This window comes from Vibrio sp. A11 (assembly GCF_013048705.1).
Lineage (GTDB): Bacteria > Pseudomonadota > Gammaproteobacteria > Enterobacterales > Vibrionaceae > Vibrio > Vibrio metschnikovii.
The window spans coordinates 32,390-49,600 of sequence record NZ_VHSI01000005.1 but is presented as its reverse complement, the minus strand read 5'-3'; the positions used below and the strand labels follow the sequence as shown (position 1 = coordinate 49,600).

Sequence of the window (17,211 nt, the reverse complement as noted above, 5' to 3'; positions counted from 1 at the left end):
CTGTTTTGTCGAGGATCCCAGATATGCTCAAAAAATTAACCATCCTAGCCGTAAGTTCTTTATTACTATCCGGCTGTGATCGCTCTGCCGTCGGTGATGTCAGCTTAGGCTTGTTTACCATGAAAGACATTAAACTCCATCATTTAACGGATCCCATCGTTACGGGGGTCACCTGCCATATTGCCAGTATTGAAGCAGATTTGAGCCTAGCCGATCCTTCTGACTCATCAATTTCGTGCCGCCAAACCGGAGAAATTACTGCACAGATGATCGCTAACATCGACAAATCCAAATCTGGTGAGGTCGTGTTTAAAAAATCGAAGAGCATTTTCTTTAAAAGCATGAAAATCCGACGTATTTATGATCCGCAAACGCAAACCTTAATGTATGTGTCTTACTCGACCAAAGAGACTTCAGGTAGCTTTAAGCACAGTCTTTCCACTGTGCCATTGTGGGGAACCGCGGCGTATGTGGAGCCCACTTCGGTTGCAAACTAAGTAAAACAAAGCTAGCGCTCTTAGCTTTGGCTACTAGGGCGTGATGGCTTTTTGAGCAGCATGGTAAGGCGTTATAATTTGTTTCGCCAAAAATAAACTGTAACTCCATACCATGCCGAGACTAATGCTAACTGATAAGCGGTGGCAAAAGCTACTTCAAGTAATGCAAAACACTGGCCGCATTTATAATAAATCTGAACATAGAATGACCTTTGAAGGGATTCTTTACTGCATGCGAACAGGAGTTCAATGGCGTGATCTTCCAAAAGAGTTTGGGGACTGGAACACGGTTTATCGTCGCTTTAACCTGTAGTCGAAGAAATGCCTGTTAGATATATTATTCAAAGAGTTATCAAAACTTTCCGATTATGACTGGGTGTTTGCAGACGGCTCAATAGTCAAAGCTCATCAGCATAGTACAGGAACAGCGACACCAGATAATAAGTGTATTGGAAATAGTCGCGGCGGTAACTCAACGAAAATTCATTTGGTTGTGGATAGCGGCGGATTACCAATCTATTTTGAGCTATCAGAAGGCCAGAGAAATGATATTGCTCGAGCCGAGAGCCTTGTTGACAACCTTAAGCAGGTCAACGTATTTATCGCTGATAAAGGCTATGACAGCGAAGCTTTAAGGGCTTATGTTGACTCTAAAGGTGGTGAAACCGTTATACCGAAGCGAAATTATGGACAAGATATCGACAAAGAAAGCATGGATTGGTGTCTCTTTAAGTATCGACATTTGGTAGAGAATGCTTTCGCGAGAATTAAGTACTTCCGAGCAATATCAACGGGATATGATAAGTTAGCAAGAAATTACGCCAGTATGGTATCGCTGGCGTTTACTATAATGTGGCTGCCGATGTATTGTTGAGCGAAATATGTACAGTAAAGATCAACAGGCCCTAGGATCAATCCAAATAATAAACTTGCACCGCCCCATCGATTTTGCCAGTGCGGATGCACTGGCTTTTTTTACTCACTCAAATACAACTCTGCCATGCCATCTAAGCGGCTTTTTACTTCTTTCCAGTTGGGCATCACGCTAGTTAGCAAACGCCAGAATCTGTCGCTGTGGTTGTGCTCCGCGATATGACATAGCTCATGTAAAATTACGTAGTCGATACACTCTTTGGGTGCTTTGACCAAATGTGGATTCAGCATGAGATTACCTTTCGTCGAGCAGCTTCCCCATTGTTTGGTCATCGGCAAAACCCGAAAACTCGGAATTCCTTTAACCCAAGTGGTTTGAGGAAGCAAAGCGGCTAAGCATTGGTGAAAAACACGCTCAGCACGCACATTATACCATCCCGAAACTAACGCTTTGGTCAAGGCTTGCTTTTCTTTGTTAAAGCGATTCAACGTAACCAGCAACTTGCCTCGTTCCATTTTAACATTCGCAATCGCATCTCGGTCTTCAACCACTTTGAGCACATAACGACGGCCAAGGTAAAACTGCATCTCACCGCTAACATAATCTTTGCGTTGGACATATTGTAAGTGACCATAAAACTCCTTAAGCGCATCGTAAATCCATTTCGCTCGCTTCATTACCGCTTCATGGATATCGCTACGTTCGGCATCATCAGGGGCAGTAACCACCACTTCGTGAGGAAAGGCGAGATGTTGTGGTGCTGGCAGAGTTTAAACGATAAAGGGGATCGACATAACATCGACACACTTTAAATTACCGGCTCGATCAGGCTATAGGCTCATCACTAGACAATTGCTAACCGTGAATTATTATGCATTGTTTTGTGTATTGATAATCATACTTTTGGTGTGTCCTACTTTTGCTCTTGGTTGTAGTGGTACAGTAAATTTGGCCACCTAAATAGAGGAGTTAAAAGACATCTCTATACTAGATAACCGTAAACTTGCCCCACAAAAACACCTACAAATAATAAACAAAATTAACACAAGAAATACTCGACTATTAACATTAGGTTAAGCTTCCTATCCAAATTCCCCATTACTTTATTTCATAGTCCATGAAAAATAGGCATAGCATAAGTATGACATAAGTCATACTTGTAAAGGCAATAAATCACTTACAATTGGAATGGTTAAATTTATTGTTAAGGAAAAAGCATGGAAAATAATAAATCACAGCTAAAGACTTTTGCTATTAGCATTCTTTTAGTTATGTTTTTAATATTAATTTCTCAGTATATAATTGGTAAGCAAGAGATTAAAATTGGTATAGCTACTATACCAATTTTGCCAATGTTATTTGCAGTGATATTGGGCATGATATTATCCTCTTTACCAACCCGTAATCGCTTTAAAATCTGGGGTAAAATATTCACAAAAGAAGAAGAAAGTTTTTGTGGTAAAATGGTTGGTTTTAGTCTTTTAATATTAGGGACGCAATACGCAGGGATGATAATACCAAACCTTAAAATGATTTTAAGTGTTGGTTTACCTTTATTACTACAAGAGCTAGGAAATCTTTTACCAATATTAATTGCAGTTCCTTTAGCTGTTAAATTTGGTTTCGGTAGACGAGCAATAGGCGCATGCTCTTCAATTAGTAGAGAACCGTCAATTGCAGTAATTCAAAATAAATTCGGCACTGGCTCTCAAGAATATATTGGAGTACTTGCTATTTATCTATGTGGTTCTGTAATTGGTACATTATGGTTTAGTGTATTAGGCAGTATTGCACCATTAACAGGCTTACATCCTTTAGCGCTAGCTGCAGGTTCTGGTGTAGGCTCTGGCTCAATGCTTAGTGCGGCATCGGGAGCACTAATTAACGGTTTAGATGAAGTATTAGCTCAACAGGTTCTCAGTGTCGCTGCCGCTTCCAACTTATTATCATCAGCTTTAGGCGCACTTTCTCTCACTTATTTAGGGCTCCCTCTTTCAGAAAAAATTTTCAAGCTAACCAATAATAGGAAAACTCTATGAAAAATATAATTTTAGATATGAGGTTTGTTTTTCTAGCTATTCTATTAGCCATGTTTACACAAACTTTAACATCAGGAATAGCTATTTACTCAATGTGGGATAGTTTAATATCCATGTCATTAGTGGTTTTTATTTCACTGGTAGCAAAGCACTATCTTCCATCATCACTTCCTGCTTTTGCTTATGCTACGATTATTGGAATAATTATTTGCTTACCAGAAACACAACTAAGGCATTTTTTTATTGATTCTATCGGTAAAATATCATTTTTATCTTGCTGCGTTCCTTTATTAGCCTTTGCAGGGCTATCTGTAGGAGGTCAACTTGATGAATTGAAAAAAATGTCTTGGAAAGTAATCTTAATTTTTATGATTGTTTCCACATGTTGCTTCTTTGGAGCCTCAATAGTTGCACAAATTGGATTCACGATTAAGGGAGTAATTTAATGACAAACTTATACTATATTGATACAAACCTTTTAAAATTAGAATCATTTAGTAAAAAAATACGACAAGATTTACATAAAATACCTGAACTGTCAGGACAAGAGTTTAAAACATCACAATATTGTCGAGAATTAATGACTAGCTTTGGTTATAAAATTAATACATTCGAAGGTTTTACGGGATTTACTGCTGATCTTATTGTAGACAGAATTAAACCATTAATAGCAATTCGAGCGGATATGGATGGTCTAGAAATGCCAGATATGACTGATAACGATCATTCATCTGTCCATGAAGGATGTTCTCATAATTGTGGTCATGATACCCATATGGCAATAGCTTTGACCACGGCAAAATATCTATCTGAAAACAGACCGAAAATGACTCGTAATGTCAGATTTATTTTTCAGATGGCAGAATAAGATATGCGTGTACCTGGTGCAGATAAGATGGTTGAACTGGGATGTATGAATAATGTTGATGAAGTTTACGCTTTACATAATGATGGCGCACTAGAAACCGGATGCATTCATTTCAATAATGGCATAATGTCTTCATGGGGGTCAGCTTGGACATTAACGATCCATGGTGTTTCAGCACATGGTTCTACTCCGCATAAAGGGCTTGATGCTATTAGAGAAGCAACTCGTTTAATTGATTACATGGATTATGTTGTAGCGAAGAAAACTGATCCATTTTGTCCAGCTGTATTTGGTTGTGGAATGATTAATGGTGGAACGATCCCTAATGCCATCGCTGATCATGTTCAAGCTCGTGGTACTATCCGTTCTATGGATGAGAATACCGACAGGATTTTAAAACAAAGCTTTAAAGAAATAGTTTCACGTAGTGAAGCTGGTGGATTTAAGACTAAAATAGATTTTTCTGGCTACCCCGCAGTAGAAAACCATCCACACGCCTACGAGAATATTTTAGCTTCAGCGGAAAAGTTTTTACCAAAAGCAAATATTAATGCAAATGGAAAACCTATGACAGGTAGTGAAGATTTTAGCTACATGATTAATGCTGTACCTAATCGTGTAGGTGCATTATTTTTTCTTGGCAGTGGGAACAAATCTAAAGGAATTAATAATTATTTACACTCTAACCCATATTTCATTGACGATGACTGTCTGCTAGTCGGGGCACAACTATTTATCAATATCGTCACTCGTTGATACCTACAAGGTTTAATACTTGATAAAAAAGCATTAAACCTTTATTTTTATAATAATGGTAACGATTGGTATACCTGTTCATTAATTTTATTTTTTTTATTTTTTTCAGCCAACTGAATCATGTTCTTATTAACATGAGGTGCATACAGAGAAATAAATTCATACATACAGTTAGTTAAACGCTTATTTTTATTTAAACATATGTGAGTATAACTAGGCTTAACAATATGGTCTATGTTAATACAACATAGACCACTTTTATCTTCTTCTGAAAACGCAGTACTTGCAATAACACCCACCCCCATCCCTCTCTTAACGTAATACTTAATTATATCCGTATCAGTCGCAGTCAATGAAATATTAGGCTTTATTTTATATTCAGTAAAAACTTTATCTAATTTAGATTGACCATTAAAGCCAAAAACATACGTTATAAGAGGATAGCTACCAAGTTGATGAATAGTAACGCTTTCTTCTAATTTAGCCAAAGGATGATCATGAGGTACAATAATACTTCTTGTCCAACAATAGCAAGGTATTGTTATCAAATCTTCATAAAGATACATAGCTTCGGTTGCGATAGCAAAGTCAACATCACCATTTTTATCATCTCTGATATTTGTGCTGGAGCACCTTGATGAAAATGCAATGCAGTATTAGGATATTTAGTTTTAAACTTCTCAATAACATCAGGTAGATTATAGCGTATTTGTGTGTGTGTAGTAGCGATATGAAGTTCAGTTGCTTTTCCAACATTTTCATCCGATGTAATATTTTTTATTTTAATAAGTTGATATAAAATATCATTCACAATATCATAAATCTTCTTACCTTCATCACTCAATGAAATTAACTTATTATTTTTTCTGATAAAAAGTTCAATATTTAATTCATCCTCTAACATTTTCAACTGCTTACTTACAGTTGATTGAGATGTATAAAGTTTTTCTGCTGTGGTCGTGATATTAAAATCATTCTTTACCACTTCAAAAAAACTTTTCATTTGATTTATATTCACACAACACCCCATAAAGTAAGATTTACATCGTCAACATCCGTCAATCATATAATACTTTATTAAAATATAAAACTATCAAAAATAAACACAGAATATAGAGTCTATAGCCAAACAACTTGAAGTTGCAGATAGGCGACAAGTGAGTGAGTCCCGATGAGCACAGACAAACGATGTGGTTGGGTGAACGAATGTAGCCAACACCGCTGCTGCTTCAAGTAGGAAGACTATAACTCAGTTAACTAATTCACCGTACCACTACAAACTGATACATAAGATAATTGAATATATGAAAAGTTATTTGCATTTTATATAAGACTAATCACTCCATTCGCCCATCTAAGACCCACGCTGGTATAACAGGCTTTATTTCACCAGTCGAGAATATCGCCAATTAGCACTCGATCTCCACCAACGCGTAAGTAAAGTCCCACCTGTTACCGACCAAATTGGCTATTGATGTAAATATTATAAATTGTTTCATTTTTTTGTGATAATATCCGCGAAACTTTTCCTTACCAATGACTCTGGACATGAAGTTTCCCGGACAACGCAAATCGAAACACTACTTCCCTATTCACGCCCGTGATCCACTTGTAAACCAAATACAACAAACGCCTAAGCTTCGTCATCCAACTGTGGTTGGTGTTGGGCAAACGATTGTTGATATTGAAGCCAGAGTAGATGATGCTTTTTTAGCCAAATATCAATTAAGCAAAGGCCACTCGCTGGTTTTAGAAGAGAGTCAAGCCGACGCTCTTTACGAAGAACTGATCGAACGCAAACTCATTACCCATTTATACCCGGGTGATACCATTGGTAATACGCTGCACAACTATTCTGTGCTCGCCGATAGTAAATCTGTCTTACTGGGTGTCATGTCTAAAAATATCGAAGTGAGCTCTTACGCCTATCGATATTTATGTCAAACCTCTTCACGCATGAATCTAAACCATCTACAAACGGTGGATGGTCCAATCGGTCGTTGCTATACCTTGATCTCAGAAGATGGTGAACGAACGTTTGCGATTAACGAAGGGCATATGAATAAGCTGCGCGCCGAGAGTATTCCTGAAGAAGTCTTTGCTAAAGCTTCTGCATTGGTCGTCTCTTCTTATCTGATGCGTGGTAAAGCCGAAGATCCGATGCCACAAGCGGTACAACGGGCTATTGGATTAGCCAAGGCTCATCATGTACCCGTGGTATTGACCTTGGGGACAAAATACGTCATCGAAGGTAATCAAACTTGGTGGCAAGAATATCTTAAGCAACATGTCACCGTCTTAGCGATGAATGAAGAAGAAGGGGAAGCCTTAACCGGAGAGAAAGATCCGCTCTTAGCTGCCAATAAAGCCTTAGATTGGGTGGATTTAGTATTGTGCACTGCTGGCCCTGTTGGATTATACATGGCAGGTTATGTTGATGATTCAGCAAAACGTGATACTGAACTACCACTACTGCCTGGTAACATTCCTGAATTTAACCGCTATGAATTTAGCCGTGCGATGCGTAAGGAAGATTGTCAACAGCCAGTAAAAGTCTATTCGCATATTGGCCCCTATTTAGGTGGCCCATTAGAAATCAAAAATACCAATGGCGCTGGTGATGGTGCTCTGTCCGCTTTGCTGCATGATATGGCAGCGAACCGCTATCATCAAAACAATGTGCCTAACTCAGCAAAACATGCGTTACCTTATCTAACGTATTCATCTCTTTCGCAGGTTTGCCGTTATGCCAACCGAGTCAGCTATGAAGTTTTAACACAGCACTCACCTCGTCTATCGAGTTCATTACCTGAACGCGAAGACAGTTTAGAAGAAGCGTATTGGGATCGTTAATCTCTCTAACCCACCTTCGTGCATGACATAAAACAATGACTGAAGAGACGTCATCACTTTTGACCACAGCCGGGCTCAACCTAGCTGTGGTCAATTTTATCGAATCGAGCATCATCTTCTTAAACTCAAGAAAACTCATCGAGATTTCCTTAATTATCACAAATTTGACTTATAACTGACTGATAATACACATTGTTAATTGAGCGCTACTAAACGACACGTTATAGTAGGTTACGGATAACAATATTAAGATCAGGTGTACTGGCATGTTGTTGACAGAAGAAAACACTATCGAACCGCCTCATTCACTTCTCAGTCGTCACCAACAGCGTTTGATTCATATCTTCGATATCTTTAGTGAAGGTATTTTCCATATGGACCGATATGGAACCATGACTTTTTATAATCCGAGTTTTTATCAGCAGTTTGGCTTTAATTCGGCCACTATTGGTTTAGAAAATTGGATGGCGTTGGTTCACCCACTCGATAGGATGGCACTAGAACAACGCGTCGATGGTCATCTTAATCAGGAAAGTCGAGTCACCACTGAATATCGCGCAAAAACCGTTGATGGTCGCTATATCTGGTTACTGGGCACTGCGGTAACTAAAGTCGAAAACGGTGAAATGTTTATGGTCGGCAGTCATCGAGATATTTCTGAACAAAAAAAGATGACGTCTTTTCTGCAACAAGCCGCATTTTATGATGTGGTTTCTGGTATGCCGAATACCACAAAGTTATTGCGAGACATTGATGATGCTAAACGTGCTGCATCGCCAGCGACACTGATATATATTCAAATTGAAGATATTAAATCCTACCTAAATCAGTACAGCGCTGAAGTCATTCAACATATTCTTCATCATATGCATAATGCGTTAAGTAATCTGATTCATCACCACTCGACACTGTATCGCGTACGTTCCGACGATTTTGCTATTTTATTACGCGAATCCGTGTCAGACCAAGATTTACCTCTATTGTGTCAATCGATTCTTGAGCGTTACTCTCACTCTGCTCAAGAGCAAGGTCACCTATTGGGTGACCGAATGAACATTGGTGTTTTACCGCATTTTTCGGATCAACTCAGCGCGGTACAAATTCTCAATATTGCGGCACAAACCTGTCAATACGCGGGAGAAAAAAGTCGCTCAAGAATCGAGATTTACGCAGGGAAAACTCAGCATACAGTGGATCGCTACTTTTTTATTGAACGCGGTTTAAAAGAAGCGTTATGTCATCACTCTTTGTCGGTTAAATTTCAACCCATCATTCATGCGCAAACCGGTAAAGTCGCCAGCTTTGAAGCTTTAGTTCGTTGGCGGTCGTCAGAGTTTGGTGAGATCTATCCAGATGAGTTTATTCCGGTAGCGGAAAAAAAGGGACTGATCACCGAGTTAGGCTATCAAGTCTTTGAAAAAGCTTGTCAGTTTATTCATCGTTATCATGTTCAGCATGGTTCAAGTACGCGAGTGAACGTCAATGTATCTGTTTTGCAACTGCTCAACAGCAATTTTCCAGCCAATATCAAAATGATGGCTGATGCCGCTGGCGTCTGCCCTTCATCCATCGTGCTCGAGCTGACCGAAACCGTGATATTGGACGGCAACCGACATGCTTTAAATCAACTGAATACACTCAGTAAGATGGGGTTTCAACTGTCACTGGATGATTTTGGCGCTGGCTTAAGTTCCATTTATAGCTTCTTTGATTTGCCCCTAAATCAAATCAAAATTGATCGAACAATGGCTTTGAAGACACTGACGAATGCCGCCTCTGAAGAGTACTTACGATTTATTGTGCAGCTATGCCGCTCAAGAGGCATGGATATTGTGATTGAAGGGATAGAAAACAGCGCAATGCAGCAAAAATTTTGCCAAATGGGCGTCAACTATCTACAAGGTTACTGGTTCTCGAAACCTCTTTCTTTAGCCACCGCCAGCCGCTATACCCTACTCCATTAAACCTATCACTTCCTCTTTTGCTGATAACGTGCGTACCCTAAAAGCAATAGTACAGCGCTGATCAAGCCATCAATAGCACCACCTCCCGAAGCGTTAGGCGACGCAATACTTCCTGAGTCTGCAGCAATGGGCGCAGGAGAAACCGATGAATTACCACTCCCCGCTAAAAATGCTAAACGCACCTCTTCTGTAACGATATAGTTGGCCGTCAGCTGTCCATTTAATACTTGATCTATCCATTGACGATAACCATAAATCTCCGTAAATACTGAGGTAACCTGTGATTGTGGAAAACCTACGCCACATTCCGCGGGGCCAAAACTTGTGATGCCCACTTGCACCAAATGACCCGCATTATTCCAGTAGATAGGACCTCCCGAATCCCCTTGACAAGTTCCATTAGCAAGACGGCTATCAGGATTAATGCCGTCCCCTTTAAAACAGAGATGATGTGGATTTAACGCTAACGGCGTAATATCCAACTGACAACGAGCATTCGATACATACTGCATAGTGGTAAACAGTAATCGGTCATCTTCATCAAATCCTGAACGCGTATTACCGTGACCCACCGCTTCAAAAATACCGTCATTATCGTCATCATCACGACCATTAAATCCAAGTCGATAAGCTTGGCTCGTTGGTCGATTCACAAACCCTTGCCCATTTAGCCCTCGCTCTAAACGGATGATCGCGATATCGTTCGCCCATAATGAGTTAACGGAATCGTCGTAATTGGGATGATAGAAAAACGCTTCGCCACGTACTGTGGTAATGCTGCTGCGTGGAAAGTCTGATTCATTATCAAATTGCCCTGCGACAGTAAACAATAACCCGGCAATATTAAGCTGCCCTTGCCCGTCAAATAAACAGTGAGCGGCGGTTAAAACATGCCGCTGGTCTAGGAGCGTCCCGCCACAAAAGCTACCCCGACTGAATAGCCCATCATACTCAATACGATCATAAAATAAGCTAACGAATGAAGGATAAGTGGTAATCGTCGTCGGTTTACCATTAACGATACGTGATGTCAGCTCAGCAAAAACCATGGGACTCATCAATAGCGTGAGGCATAAAATAACCATCTGAATGGGTTTCTTTATCATAGACACCTCATATATCTAGCTAAGTAAGATAGTTAAAGTGTAGTTCTAGATAACGGAATCAACCCAAAAAACTTGATGCAGCAAGTGAATAGCGCGTCATCAACCTCGATAAACAGAGGTCAATAATAAGATGAGAATCGGCGAACTGATCCAAACGAGTTAGCGATTCAAATTGTAAGAAGGAAAGAGAAAAGAAAACCAGTAGACTCGTGGTATTTTGCAAACAATTACCGAGTGAGTCATTGAAAAATTAAGGCCTTTGAGCGAAGAGAAGAAGAAGAAGAAGAAGAAGAAGAAGAAGAAGAAGAAGAATAAAGCAGCATGGCCGTGCTGCTCTATTCTTAACATTAACCGAGAAGAGATAAGTAAATAATTCGCTATCCTCGATAATAGCGTTGTGGAACGAATGGCATCTTCTCAATCGTCATCGGCAGCATTTTACCACGGACTTCAGCAAACAACTCATGACCAATCACCGCGAGATTCGCTCGAACATATCCCATTGAAATAGGCTGCTCCGCTGTCGGCCCGACGGTTCCACTGGTAACGATACCCACTTTATTACCATCAGAATCGAACAACTCTGTTCCTTCCCGAACAGGCGCTTTAGTTTGACCCACTAATCCCACTCGCTTACGATCAACCTGTTTGCTCTCTATCTGTTTTAGAATAATTTCAGCACCGGGAAACCCGCCAGCCCGTTCGCCACCGATCCGGCGCACGGGTTGTATCGCCCAAAGCAGACTGGCTTCTACTGGCGTGGTGGTTTCGTCCAAATCATGACCATACAAACACAGGCCACACTCTAAACGTAGCGAATCACGAGCTCCAAGGCCTATCCACTCGACATCGGAATGCTCCGCTAATGCTTGTGCAAACGCGACAGCTTTATCAGCAGGTACGGAGATTTCAAAGCCGTCTTCTCCTGTATACCCACTACGGCTGACAATGCATTCAATGCCGTTGATCGCTAAAGTTTGGATATCCATAAAACGCATATCTGCTACCGCAGGTTGCCACTGAGCCAATATCTGAGCCGCCTTTGGACCTTGCAGAGCAAGTAGTGCTCTGTCTTCAATGACTTCCAAGTGGACTCCAGCAGGTAAATGCGCTGTTAAATGGGCTATATCCTGTGCTTTACAGGCTGCATTAACCACTAAAAAAAGATGATCGCCTAAGTTGGCCACCATCAAATCATCTAAAATACCACCTTGTGGATTGGTGAAAATCGCATAACGCTGCTTACCAACCGGTAAATCGATGACATCAACCGGAACTAAACGCTCTAAAGCCGCGGCCGCATCAACACCATGCAAACGCAATTGTCCCATGTGTGAAACATCAAACAATCCAGCCGCTTGACGCGTATGTAAATGCTCTTTTTTAACACCGAGCGGGTATTGAACCGGCATATCATACCCAGCAAAAGGGACCATTTTTGCGCCTAATTCAACGTGCACAGCATGCAAAGGAGTAGTCAGTAGCGAATTTGAGTGGGGTTGTTGCGTCATTGTTTTCTCCATGTGGCGAGTTGCCGATCAAGCCGCCAGTTGATTGAGCGTTCTCTTGATAGCCATATCATCACGCTCAAGTGTTTGGCTTAAGTTTCCAATAATAAACAAGAAAAACAAGCATGCGCTTATTTTGATTGCCGAACAAGTTGCAGCCAAGACACGCTGCGAGAATTAACACTTAGATCACAATTTACTTATCCGTCTTTGCAACAAAATGGCTTCAACCGACAGGTCCGTTACTTTGCCGTAACCCATAAAATCAAGGCGTCTTGCTCACTAACAGACACTAACATATGCCCCATCGTCGCATCATAATAGACACTATCGCCTTCGCTAAGAGGCACTGGCTCATAAAACTCACTATAGAACAGCACCTCACCGCTCAAAATTAGCAGGAACTCTTCACCGTCATGCCTTACCCAATCGGGATAATCGCTAAAATCTCGAGCGCGGATGGTGCTTTTGAACGGCATCATTTTTTTATTGGTCAACTGTGTTGCCAATAGCTCATGTTCATAAGTAGGCGTTGGATGTGGTTTACCTAGTCCACTACGGGTAATATCTCGACGACCAGTAGCGATAATTTTCTTTGGTGGGTCAAAGAGTTGGGGCATATCGATTTGCAATCCATGCGCGAGTTTTTGCATCGCTTGGAAGGTCGGCGAAATCTGCTCGTTCTCTATTTTACTTAAGGTAGAGCGAGCCAATCCCGTTCTCTGACTCGCCTCTTCTAGGGTAATTCCCAAATTCGCTCTAACTTGCTTAATGCGTGGCCCTAATTTAAGTGGCTCGATGTTTTCTGAGCGATCTTCTTTAGCTAATGTCATGGATGGATACTCATCATGAATGGGCTCTGTCATGCTTATTATCCTGTAGTGAACCGCTATCAATAAGTATCATTGTGCATCAAGCCTGACACAGAAAAAAGAGTCACTCGCAAGTAAAGCGTGCTTTAAGTAGCAAAAACAGCACTCTTGTTTCCTATAGGAAATTTTTAATTGATTGTTGATTTGGCAAGGGGTATGTTACCAACATGTTAGCCAAGCAATCGTTTGGTTCAATGACGTTTAATACCCTCAAAAAGAACAGATTGGCTCAATTCAGTGAGCAAGCACACAAAAGTTCTTTTTGAACTATTGCACACTCGCTCGGCGAGCGTTCGCTACCAATTTGGAGAAAAAACAATGGATAAAACACTGAAGTTTACTGATAGCCATGAATGGGTGCGTGATAACGGCGACGGTACCGTCACGATTGGAATTTCAGAACATGCCCAAGCGATGCTGGGTGATGTGGTGTTTGTCGAGTTGCCCGAGCTAGAGAGTGAATTTGACGCAGGAGATAATTTTTCCTTGGTTGAATCGGTCAAAGCGGCATCTGACATTTATGCTCCAGTATCGGGCATGGTTATCGAAATTAACGAAGAACTATCCGATCGCCCAGAGCTGATCAATGAAGAACCTTATGACTCTGGCTGGATTGTTAAAATTAAAATGTCCGATGCTTCTGAACTCGATGATCTTAAAGATGCCGATGAATATCTGACGTTGATTGAAGAAGATTAATTGATCAACAAGCTGCCACCTAATAGGTCGAAGCCACTTGATATGGTGAAGACCAAGGCAGCTTTTCATCATGATTCTTATTCACGACAACCCAGTGATACCAATTATCCGTCAACGTTTATCGGTATAATTAGCGTTATCAAACATGATGGTAAGCCATACTACAGCTCTATCTATAGGTAAGGGAAAATGACCGAGTTACTGCACCGCCTAAGCACACAAAACGAATTTATTGCACGCCATAACGGACCACGCGTCAATGATCAACAGACCATGTTAGCCACTATTCAGGCTTCCAGTCTTGATGCGCTAATTAACGAAACCGTCCCCGCTAATATTCGCTTAGAAGCCGCCCTTGATATTGGTGAGCCGCAAAGTGAAACCAACATGCTCGCGACGCTGAAAGCCTTTGCTCAACAAAACCAGATTAAGCGTACTTTTATTGGTCAAGGTTACTACAACACGTTTACACCTCACGTTATTTTACGCAATGTACTCGAAAATCCTGGTTGGTACACGGCTTATACTCCTTATCAGCCTGAAATCTCTCAAGGTCGCTTAGAGTCACTGCTTAACTATCAACAAATGATCATCGACTTAACGGGTATGGAGATCGCCAACGCGTCATTATTAGATGAAGCGACAGCGGCCGCAGAAGCCATGGCGTTATGCCATCGTGCTGGTAAAAGCAAAAGTAACGTCTTTTTTGTCGCGGACGATGTCCATCCTCAGACGATTGAAGTCATCAAAACCCGAGCTGGATTCCTTGGCTTTGAAGTGAATGTCGCGCCTATCGAGAGTTTGGCGGAGCAAGATGTGTTTGGCGCATTACTGCAATACCCAAATACTCGCGGGGAAGTGCGCGATTTAACTGCCATCATCGAACAAGCGCATCATAATAAAACTTTGGTCACCGTTGCCACCGATTTGCTGGCCAGTGTGCTGCTTAAACCGGCCGGAGAGATGGGTGCGGATGTTGTGATTGGCTCAGCACAACGCTTTGGTGTGCCAATGGGCTACGGTGGTCCTCATGCCGCGTTTATGGCAACTCGTGATGCTCACAAACGTACTATGCCTGGTCGAGTGATTGGGGTATCTATCGATGCCAAAGGCAATCAAGCGCTGCGCATGGCAATGCAAACGCGTGAGCAACATATTCGCCGTGAAAAAGCCACCTCAAATATTTGTACCGCTCAAGCACTTCTGGCGAACATGGCCGCTTTCTATGCGGTGTACCATGGTCCTGAAGGTTTAAAAACCATTGCGCGCAGAACCCATCACTTCACAGCCATTCTTGCCGCCGGGCTAACCAAGGCGGGCTATGAGTTAGATCATCATAGCTTTTTTGATACGTTAACCATCAACACTGGTTCGGCAACAGAAAAGCTTTATCAGCAAGCTCAGCTAGCCGGAATGAATCTACGTAAATCGGCGCAGCAAATTGGTATTAGCTTGGATGAAACGACGACGGTTGAAGATATCAAAGCCCTATTTGACGTTTTTGCCGTTAACGAAGCGATTGACGATTTATCGACCACCATTGCTGACAATGAATTAGCTGCGATTCCTGAATCTTGCCGCCGCCAATCCAGCTTCCTTACTCATCCTGTGTTCAACACCCATCATAGCGAAACACAAATGCTGCGCTATATGAAGAAACTGGAAAATAAAGATTTCTCTTTAGCTCACGGTATGATCCCACTTGGCAGCTGCACCATGAAGCTCAATGCCACCGCTGAAATGATCCCGGTCACTTGGCCAGAATTTGGCGCGTTACATCCGTTTGCACCAAAACAGCAAGCGCAAGGTTACGCCGCACTGGCTAACGACCTTAAACAGAAATTATGCCAAATTACCGGTTACGACGCTTTTTCACTGCAACCAAACTCTGGCGCTTCTGGTGAATATGCGGGTCTGATTGCTATTCAGCGTTATCACCAAAGCCGTGGTGAAGGACACCGCGATGTGTGTTTAATCCCAAGTTCGGCTCACGGTACTAACCCAGCGACCGCTTCCATGTTATCGATGAAAGTGGTGGTCGTGAAATGCGATAATAATGGTAACGTTGATCTGACTGATCTGGCGGCAAAAATCGACAAACATCGTGCAAATCTTTCCGCGATCATGATCACCTATCCTTCCACTCATGGTGTCTATGAAGAACAAGTACGCCAAGTGTGTGAAATGGTGCACCAAGCTGGCGGCCAAGTGTATCTCGACGGTGCCAATATGAACGCACAAGTTGGCCTCACCTCTCCCGGTTTTATTGGTTCAGATGTGTCGCACCTTAACCTGCATAAAACCTTCTGTATTCCACATGGTGGTGGTGGTCCAGGCATGGGACCGATTGGGGTTAAATCTCATTTAGCGCCTTTCTTACCCGGGCATATTGAAGGTGGTGTGGAAGGCACGGAATACGCCGTTTCTGCCGCGGATTTAGGCAGTGCGTCGATTTTGCCTATTTCTTGGGCTTATATCACCATGATGGGCTCAAGCGGATTAGAACAAGCAACCAAATTGGCGATTCTTAATGCCAACTACATTATGGAGCGCCTGCGTCCACACTACTCCATTTTATATCGTGGTCATAATGGTCGTGTCGCGCACGAATGTATTATTGATATTCGCCCATTAAAAGAGCAAAGCGGGATCAGTGAAGAAGACATCGCCAAGCGCTTAATGGATTATGGCTTCCATGCGCCAACCATGTCATTCCCCGTCGCGGGTACACTAATGGTTGAGCCAACCGAATCCGAAAGCTTAGCTGAGCTCGATCGTTTCTGTGAGGCTATGATCGCTATTCGCCAAGAGATAGATAAAGTGCAAACTGGCGAGTGGCCATTAGAAGATAACCCACTAGTCAATGCGCCGCATACGCAAGTCGATTTAACCGTTGAGCAATGGTCACATCCTTATTCTCGCGAAATCGCTTGTTTCCCATCAGAGCACAGCAAAACCACCAAGTACTGGCCAACCGTCAATCGCGTCGACAACGTCTATGGCGATCGTAATCTGGTCTGTACCTGTCCAAGCATTGATAATTACGAAGAGTAATAAACCGTGACGGTCACTCGTCCCTAGTTCTGTGCTAATTTGAAAAATCAATGGCGAGCTTAATGGCTCGCCTTTTATCCTCTCTTATCAAGGCAAACACTGTTAACACAAAGATTTCCTT

12 protein-coding genes and 3 pseudogenes are annotated in these 17,211 nt (G+C 41.9%); 9 read left to right on the top strand and 6 right to left on the bottom strand.

Annotated features, from left to right (window positions below):
* The first annotated feature begins 23 nt into the window (after positions 1 to 23).
* Positions 24 to 497: a CreA family protein gene (locus FKQ60_RS06985; RefSeq protein ID WP_170906228.1), complete on the top strand. Its 474-nt coding sequence runs from the start codon at positions 24 to 26 to the stop codon at positions 495 to 497.
* A gap of 112 nt (positions 498 to 609) precedes the next feature.
* Positions 610 to 1,371, top strand: a pseudogene (locus FKQ60_RS06980) (IS5 family transposase).
* Positions 1,372 to 1,472: 101 nt separating this feature from the next.
* Here FKQ60_RS06980 and FKQ60_RS06975 read toward each other — a convergent pair.
* Positions 1,473 to 2,105, bottom strand: a pseudogene (locus tag FKQ60_RS06975) (SprT family zinc-dependent metalloprotease); the annotation flags it as partial.
* A gap of 483 nt (positions 2,106 to 2,588) precedes the next feature.
* Here FKQ60_RS06975 and FKQ60_RS06970 point away from each other — a divergent pair.
* From FKQ60_RS06970 to FKQ60_RS17785, 3 genes and pseudogenes are all read left to right on the top strand, one after another.
* Positions 2,589 to 3,410 carry a DUF3100 domain-containing protein gene (locus tag FKQ60_RS06970; protein WP_170906226.1) on the top strand — a complete coding sequence of 274 codons (822 nt, stop codon included), beginning with the start codon at positions 2,589 to 2,591 and terminating at the stop codon, positions 3,408 to 3,410.
* Entirely contained in the window at positions 3,407 to 3,856 is a 450-nt protein-coding gene (locus FKQ60_RS06965; protein ID WP_170906224.1) for a hypothetical protein, read from the top strand. Before FKQ60_RS06970 ends, FKQ60_RS06965 begins: the two co-directional genes overlap by 4 nt.
* Positions 3,856 to 5,034: pseudogene (locus FKQ60_RS17785) on the top strand (M20 family metallopeptidase). Before FKQ60_RS06965 ends, FKQ60_RS17785 begins: the two are co-directional and overlap by 1 nt.
* 47 nt (positions 5,035 to 5,081) lie before the next feature.
* On the opposite strand, the gene FKQ60_RS17425 reads toward FKQ60_RS17785, so the two are convergent.
* Both FKQ60_RS17425 and FKQ60_RS17420 read right to left on the bottom strand, forming a co-directional pair.
* Positions 5,082 to 5,600 (bottom strand): LysR substrate-binding domain-containing protein, encoded by a 519-nt coding sequence (locus tag FKQ60_RS17425; protein ID WP_212752399.1) that lies wholly within the window; start codon positions 5,598 to 5,600, stop codon positions 5,082 to 5,084.
* On the bottom strand, positions 5,579 to 6,052 hold the full coding sequence (locus FKQ60_RS17420) for a LysR family transcriptional regulator (protein ID WP_212752398.1): 474 nt from the start codon (positions 6,050 to 6,052) through the stop codon (positions 5,579 to 5,581). The genes FKQ60_RS17425 and FKQ60_RS17420 overlap by 22 nt, the downstream gene beginning before the upstream one ends.
* Positions 6,053 to 6,582: 530 nt before the next feature.
* Here FKQ60_RS17420 and FKQ60_RS06950 point away from each other — a divergent pair.
* Both FKQ60_RS06950 and FKQ60_RS06945 read left to right on the top strand, forming a co-directional pair.
* Positions 6,583 to 7,887 carry an inosine/guanosine kinase gene (locus FKQ60_RS06950; protein ID WP_158137271.1) on the top strand — a complete coding sequence of 435 codons (1,305 nt, stop codon included), beginning with the start codon at positions 6,583 to 6,585 and terminating at the stop codon, positions 7,885 to 7,887.
* Between the two features lie 266 nt (positions 7,888 to 8,153).
* Complete coding sequence (locus tag FKQ60_RS06945) at positions 8,154 to 9,851, top strand: EAL domain-containing protein (protein ID WP_170906222.1); 1,698 nt, start codon at positions 8,154 to 8,156, stop codon at positions 9,849 to 9,851.
* Between the two features lie 5 nt (positions 9,852 to 9,856).
* Here FKQ60_RS06945 and FKQ60_RS06940 read toward each other — a convergent pair whose 3' ends face one another.
* From FKQ60_RS06940 to FKQ60_RS06930, 3 genes are all read right to left on the bottom strand, one after another.
* Complete coding sequence (locus tag FKQ60_RS06940) at positions 9,857 to 10,957, bottom strand: trypsin-like serine protease (protein WP_170906221.1); 1,101 nt, start codon at positions 10,955 to 10,957, stop codon at positions 9,857 to 9,859.
* A 377-nt stretch (positions 10,958 to 11,334) separates the two neighbouring features.
* On the bottom strand, positions 11,335 to 12,468 hold the full coding sequence (gene gcvT, locus FKQ60_RS06935; protein WP_170906219.1) for a glycine cleavage system aminomethyltransferase GcvT: 1,134 nt from the start codon (positions 12,466 to 12,468) through the stop codon (positions 11,335 to 11,337).
* A gap of 239 nt (positions 12,469 to 12,707) precedes the next feature.
* Positions 12,708 to 13,331: an XRE family transcriptional regulator gene (locus FKQ60_RS06930; RefSeq protein ID WP_004396627.1), complete on the bottom strand. Its 624-nt coding sequence runs from the start codon at positions 13,329 to 13,331 to the stop codon at positions 12,708 to 12,710.
* 324 nt (positions 13,332 to 13,655) lie between these two features.
* Between FKQ60_RS06930 and gcvH the strand changes: the two genes are divergently transcribed.
* Positions 13,656 to 14,036: a glycine cleavage system protein GcvH gene (gcvH, locus tag FKQ60_RS06925; RefSeq protein ID WP_004396628.1), complete on the top strand. Its 381-nt coding sequence runs from the start codon at positions 13,656 to 13,658 to the stop codon at positions 14,034 to 14,036.
* Positions 14,037 to 14,225: 189 nt separating this feature from the next.
* A complete protein-coding gene (gene gcvP / locus FKQ60_RS06920; RefSeq protein ID WP_170906218.1) occupies positions 14,226 to 17,090 on the top strand; it encodes an aminomethyl-transferring glycine dehydrogenase in 2,865 nt (954 codons plus the stop codon).
* Positions 17,091 to 17,211: the final 121 nt, after the last annotated feature.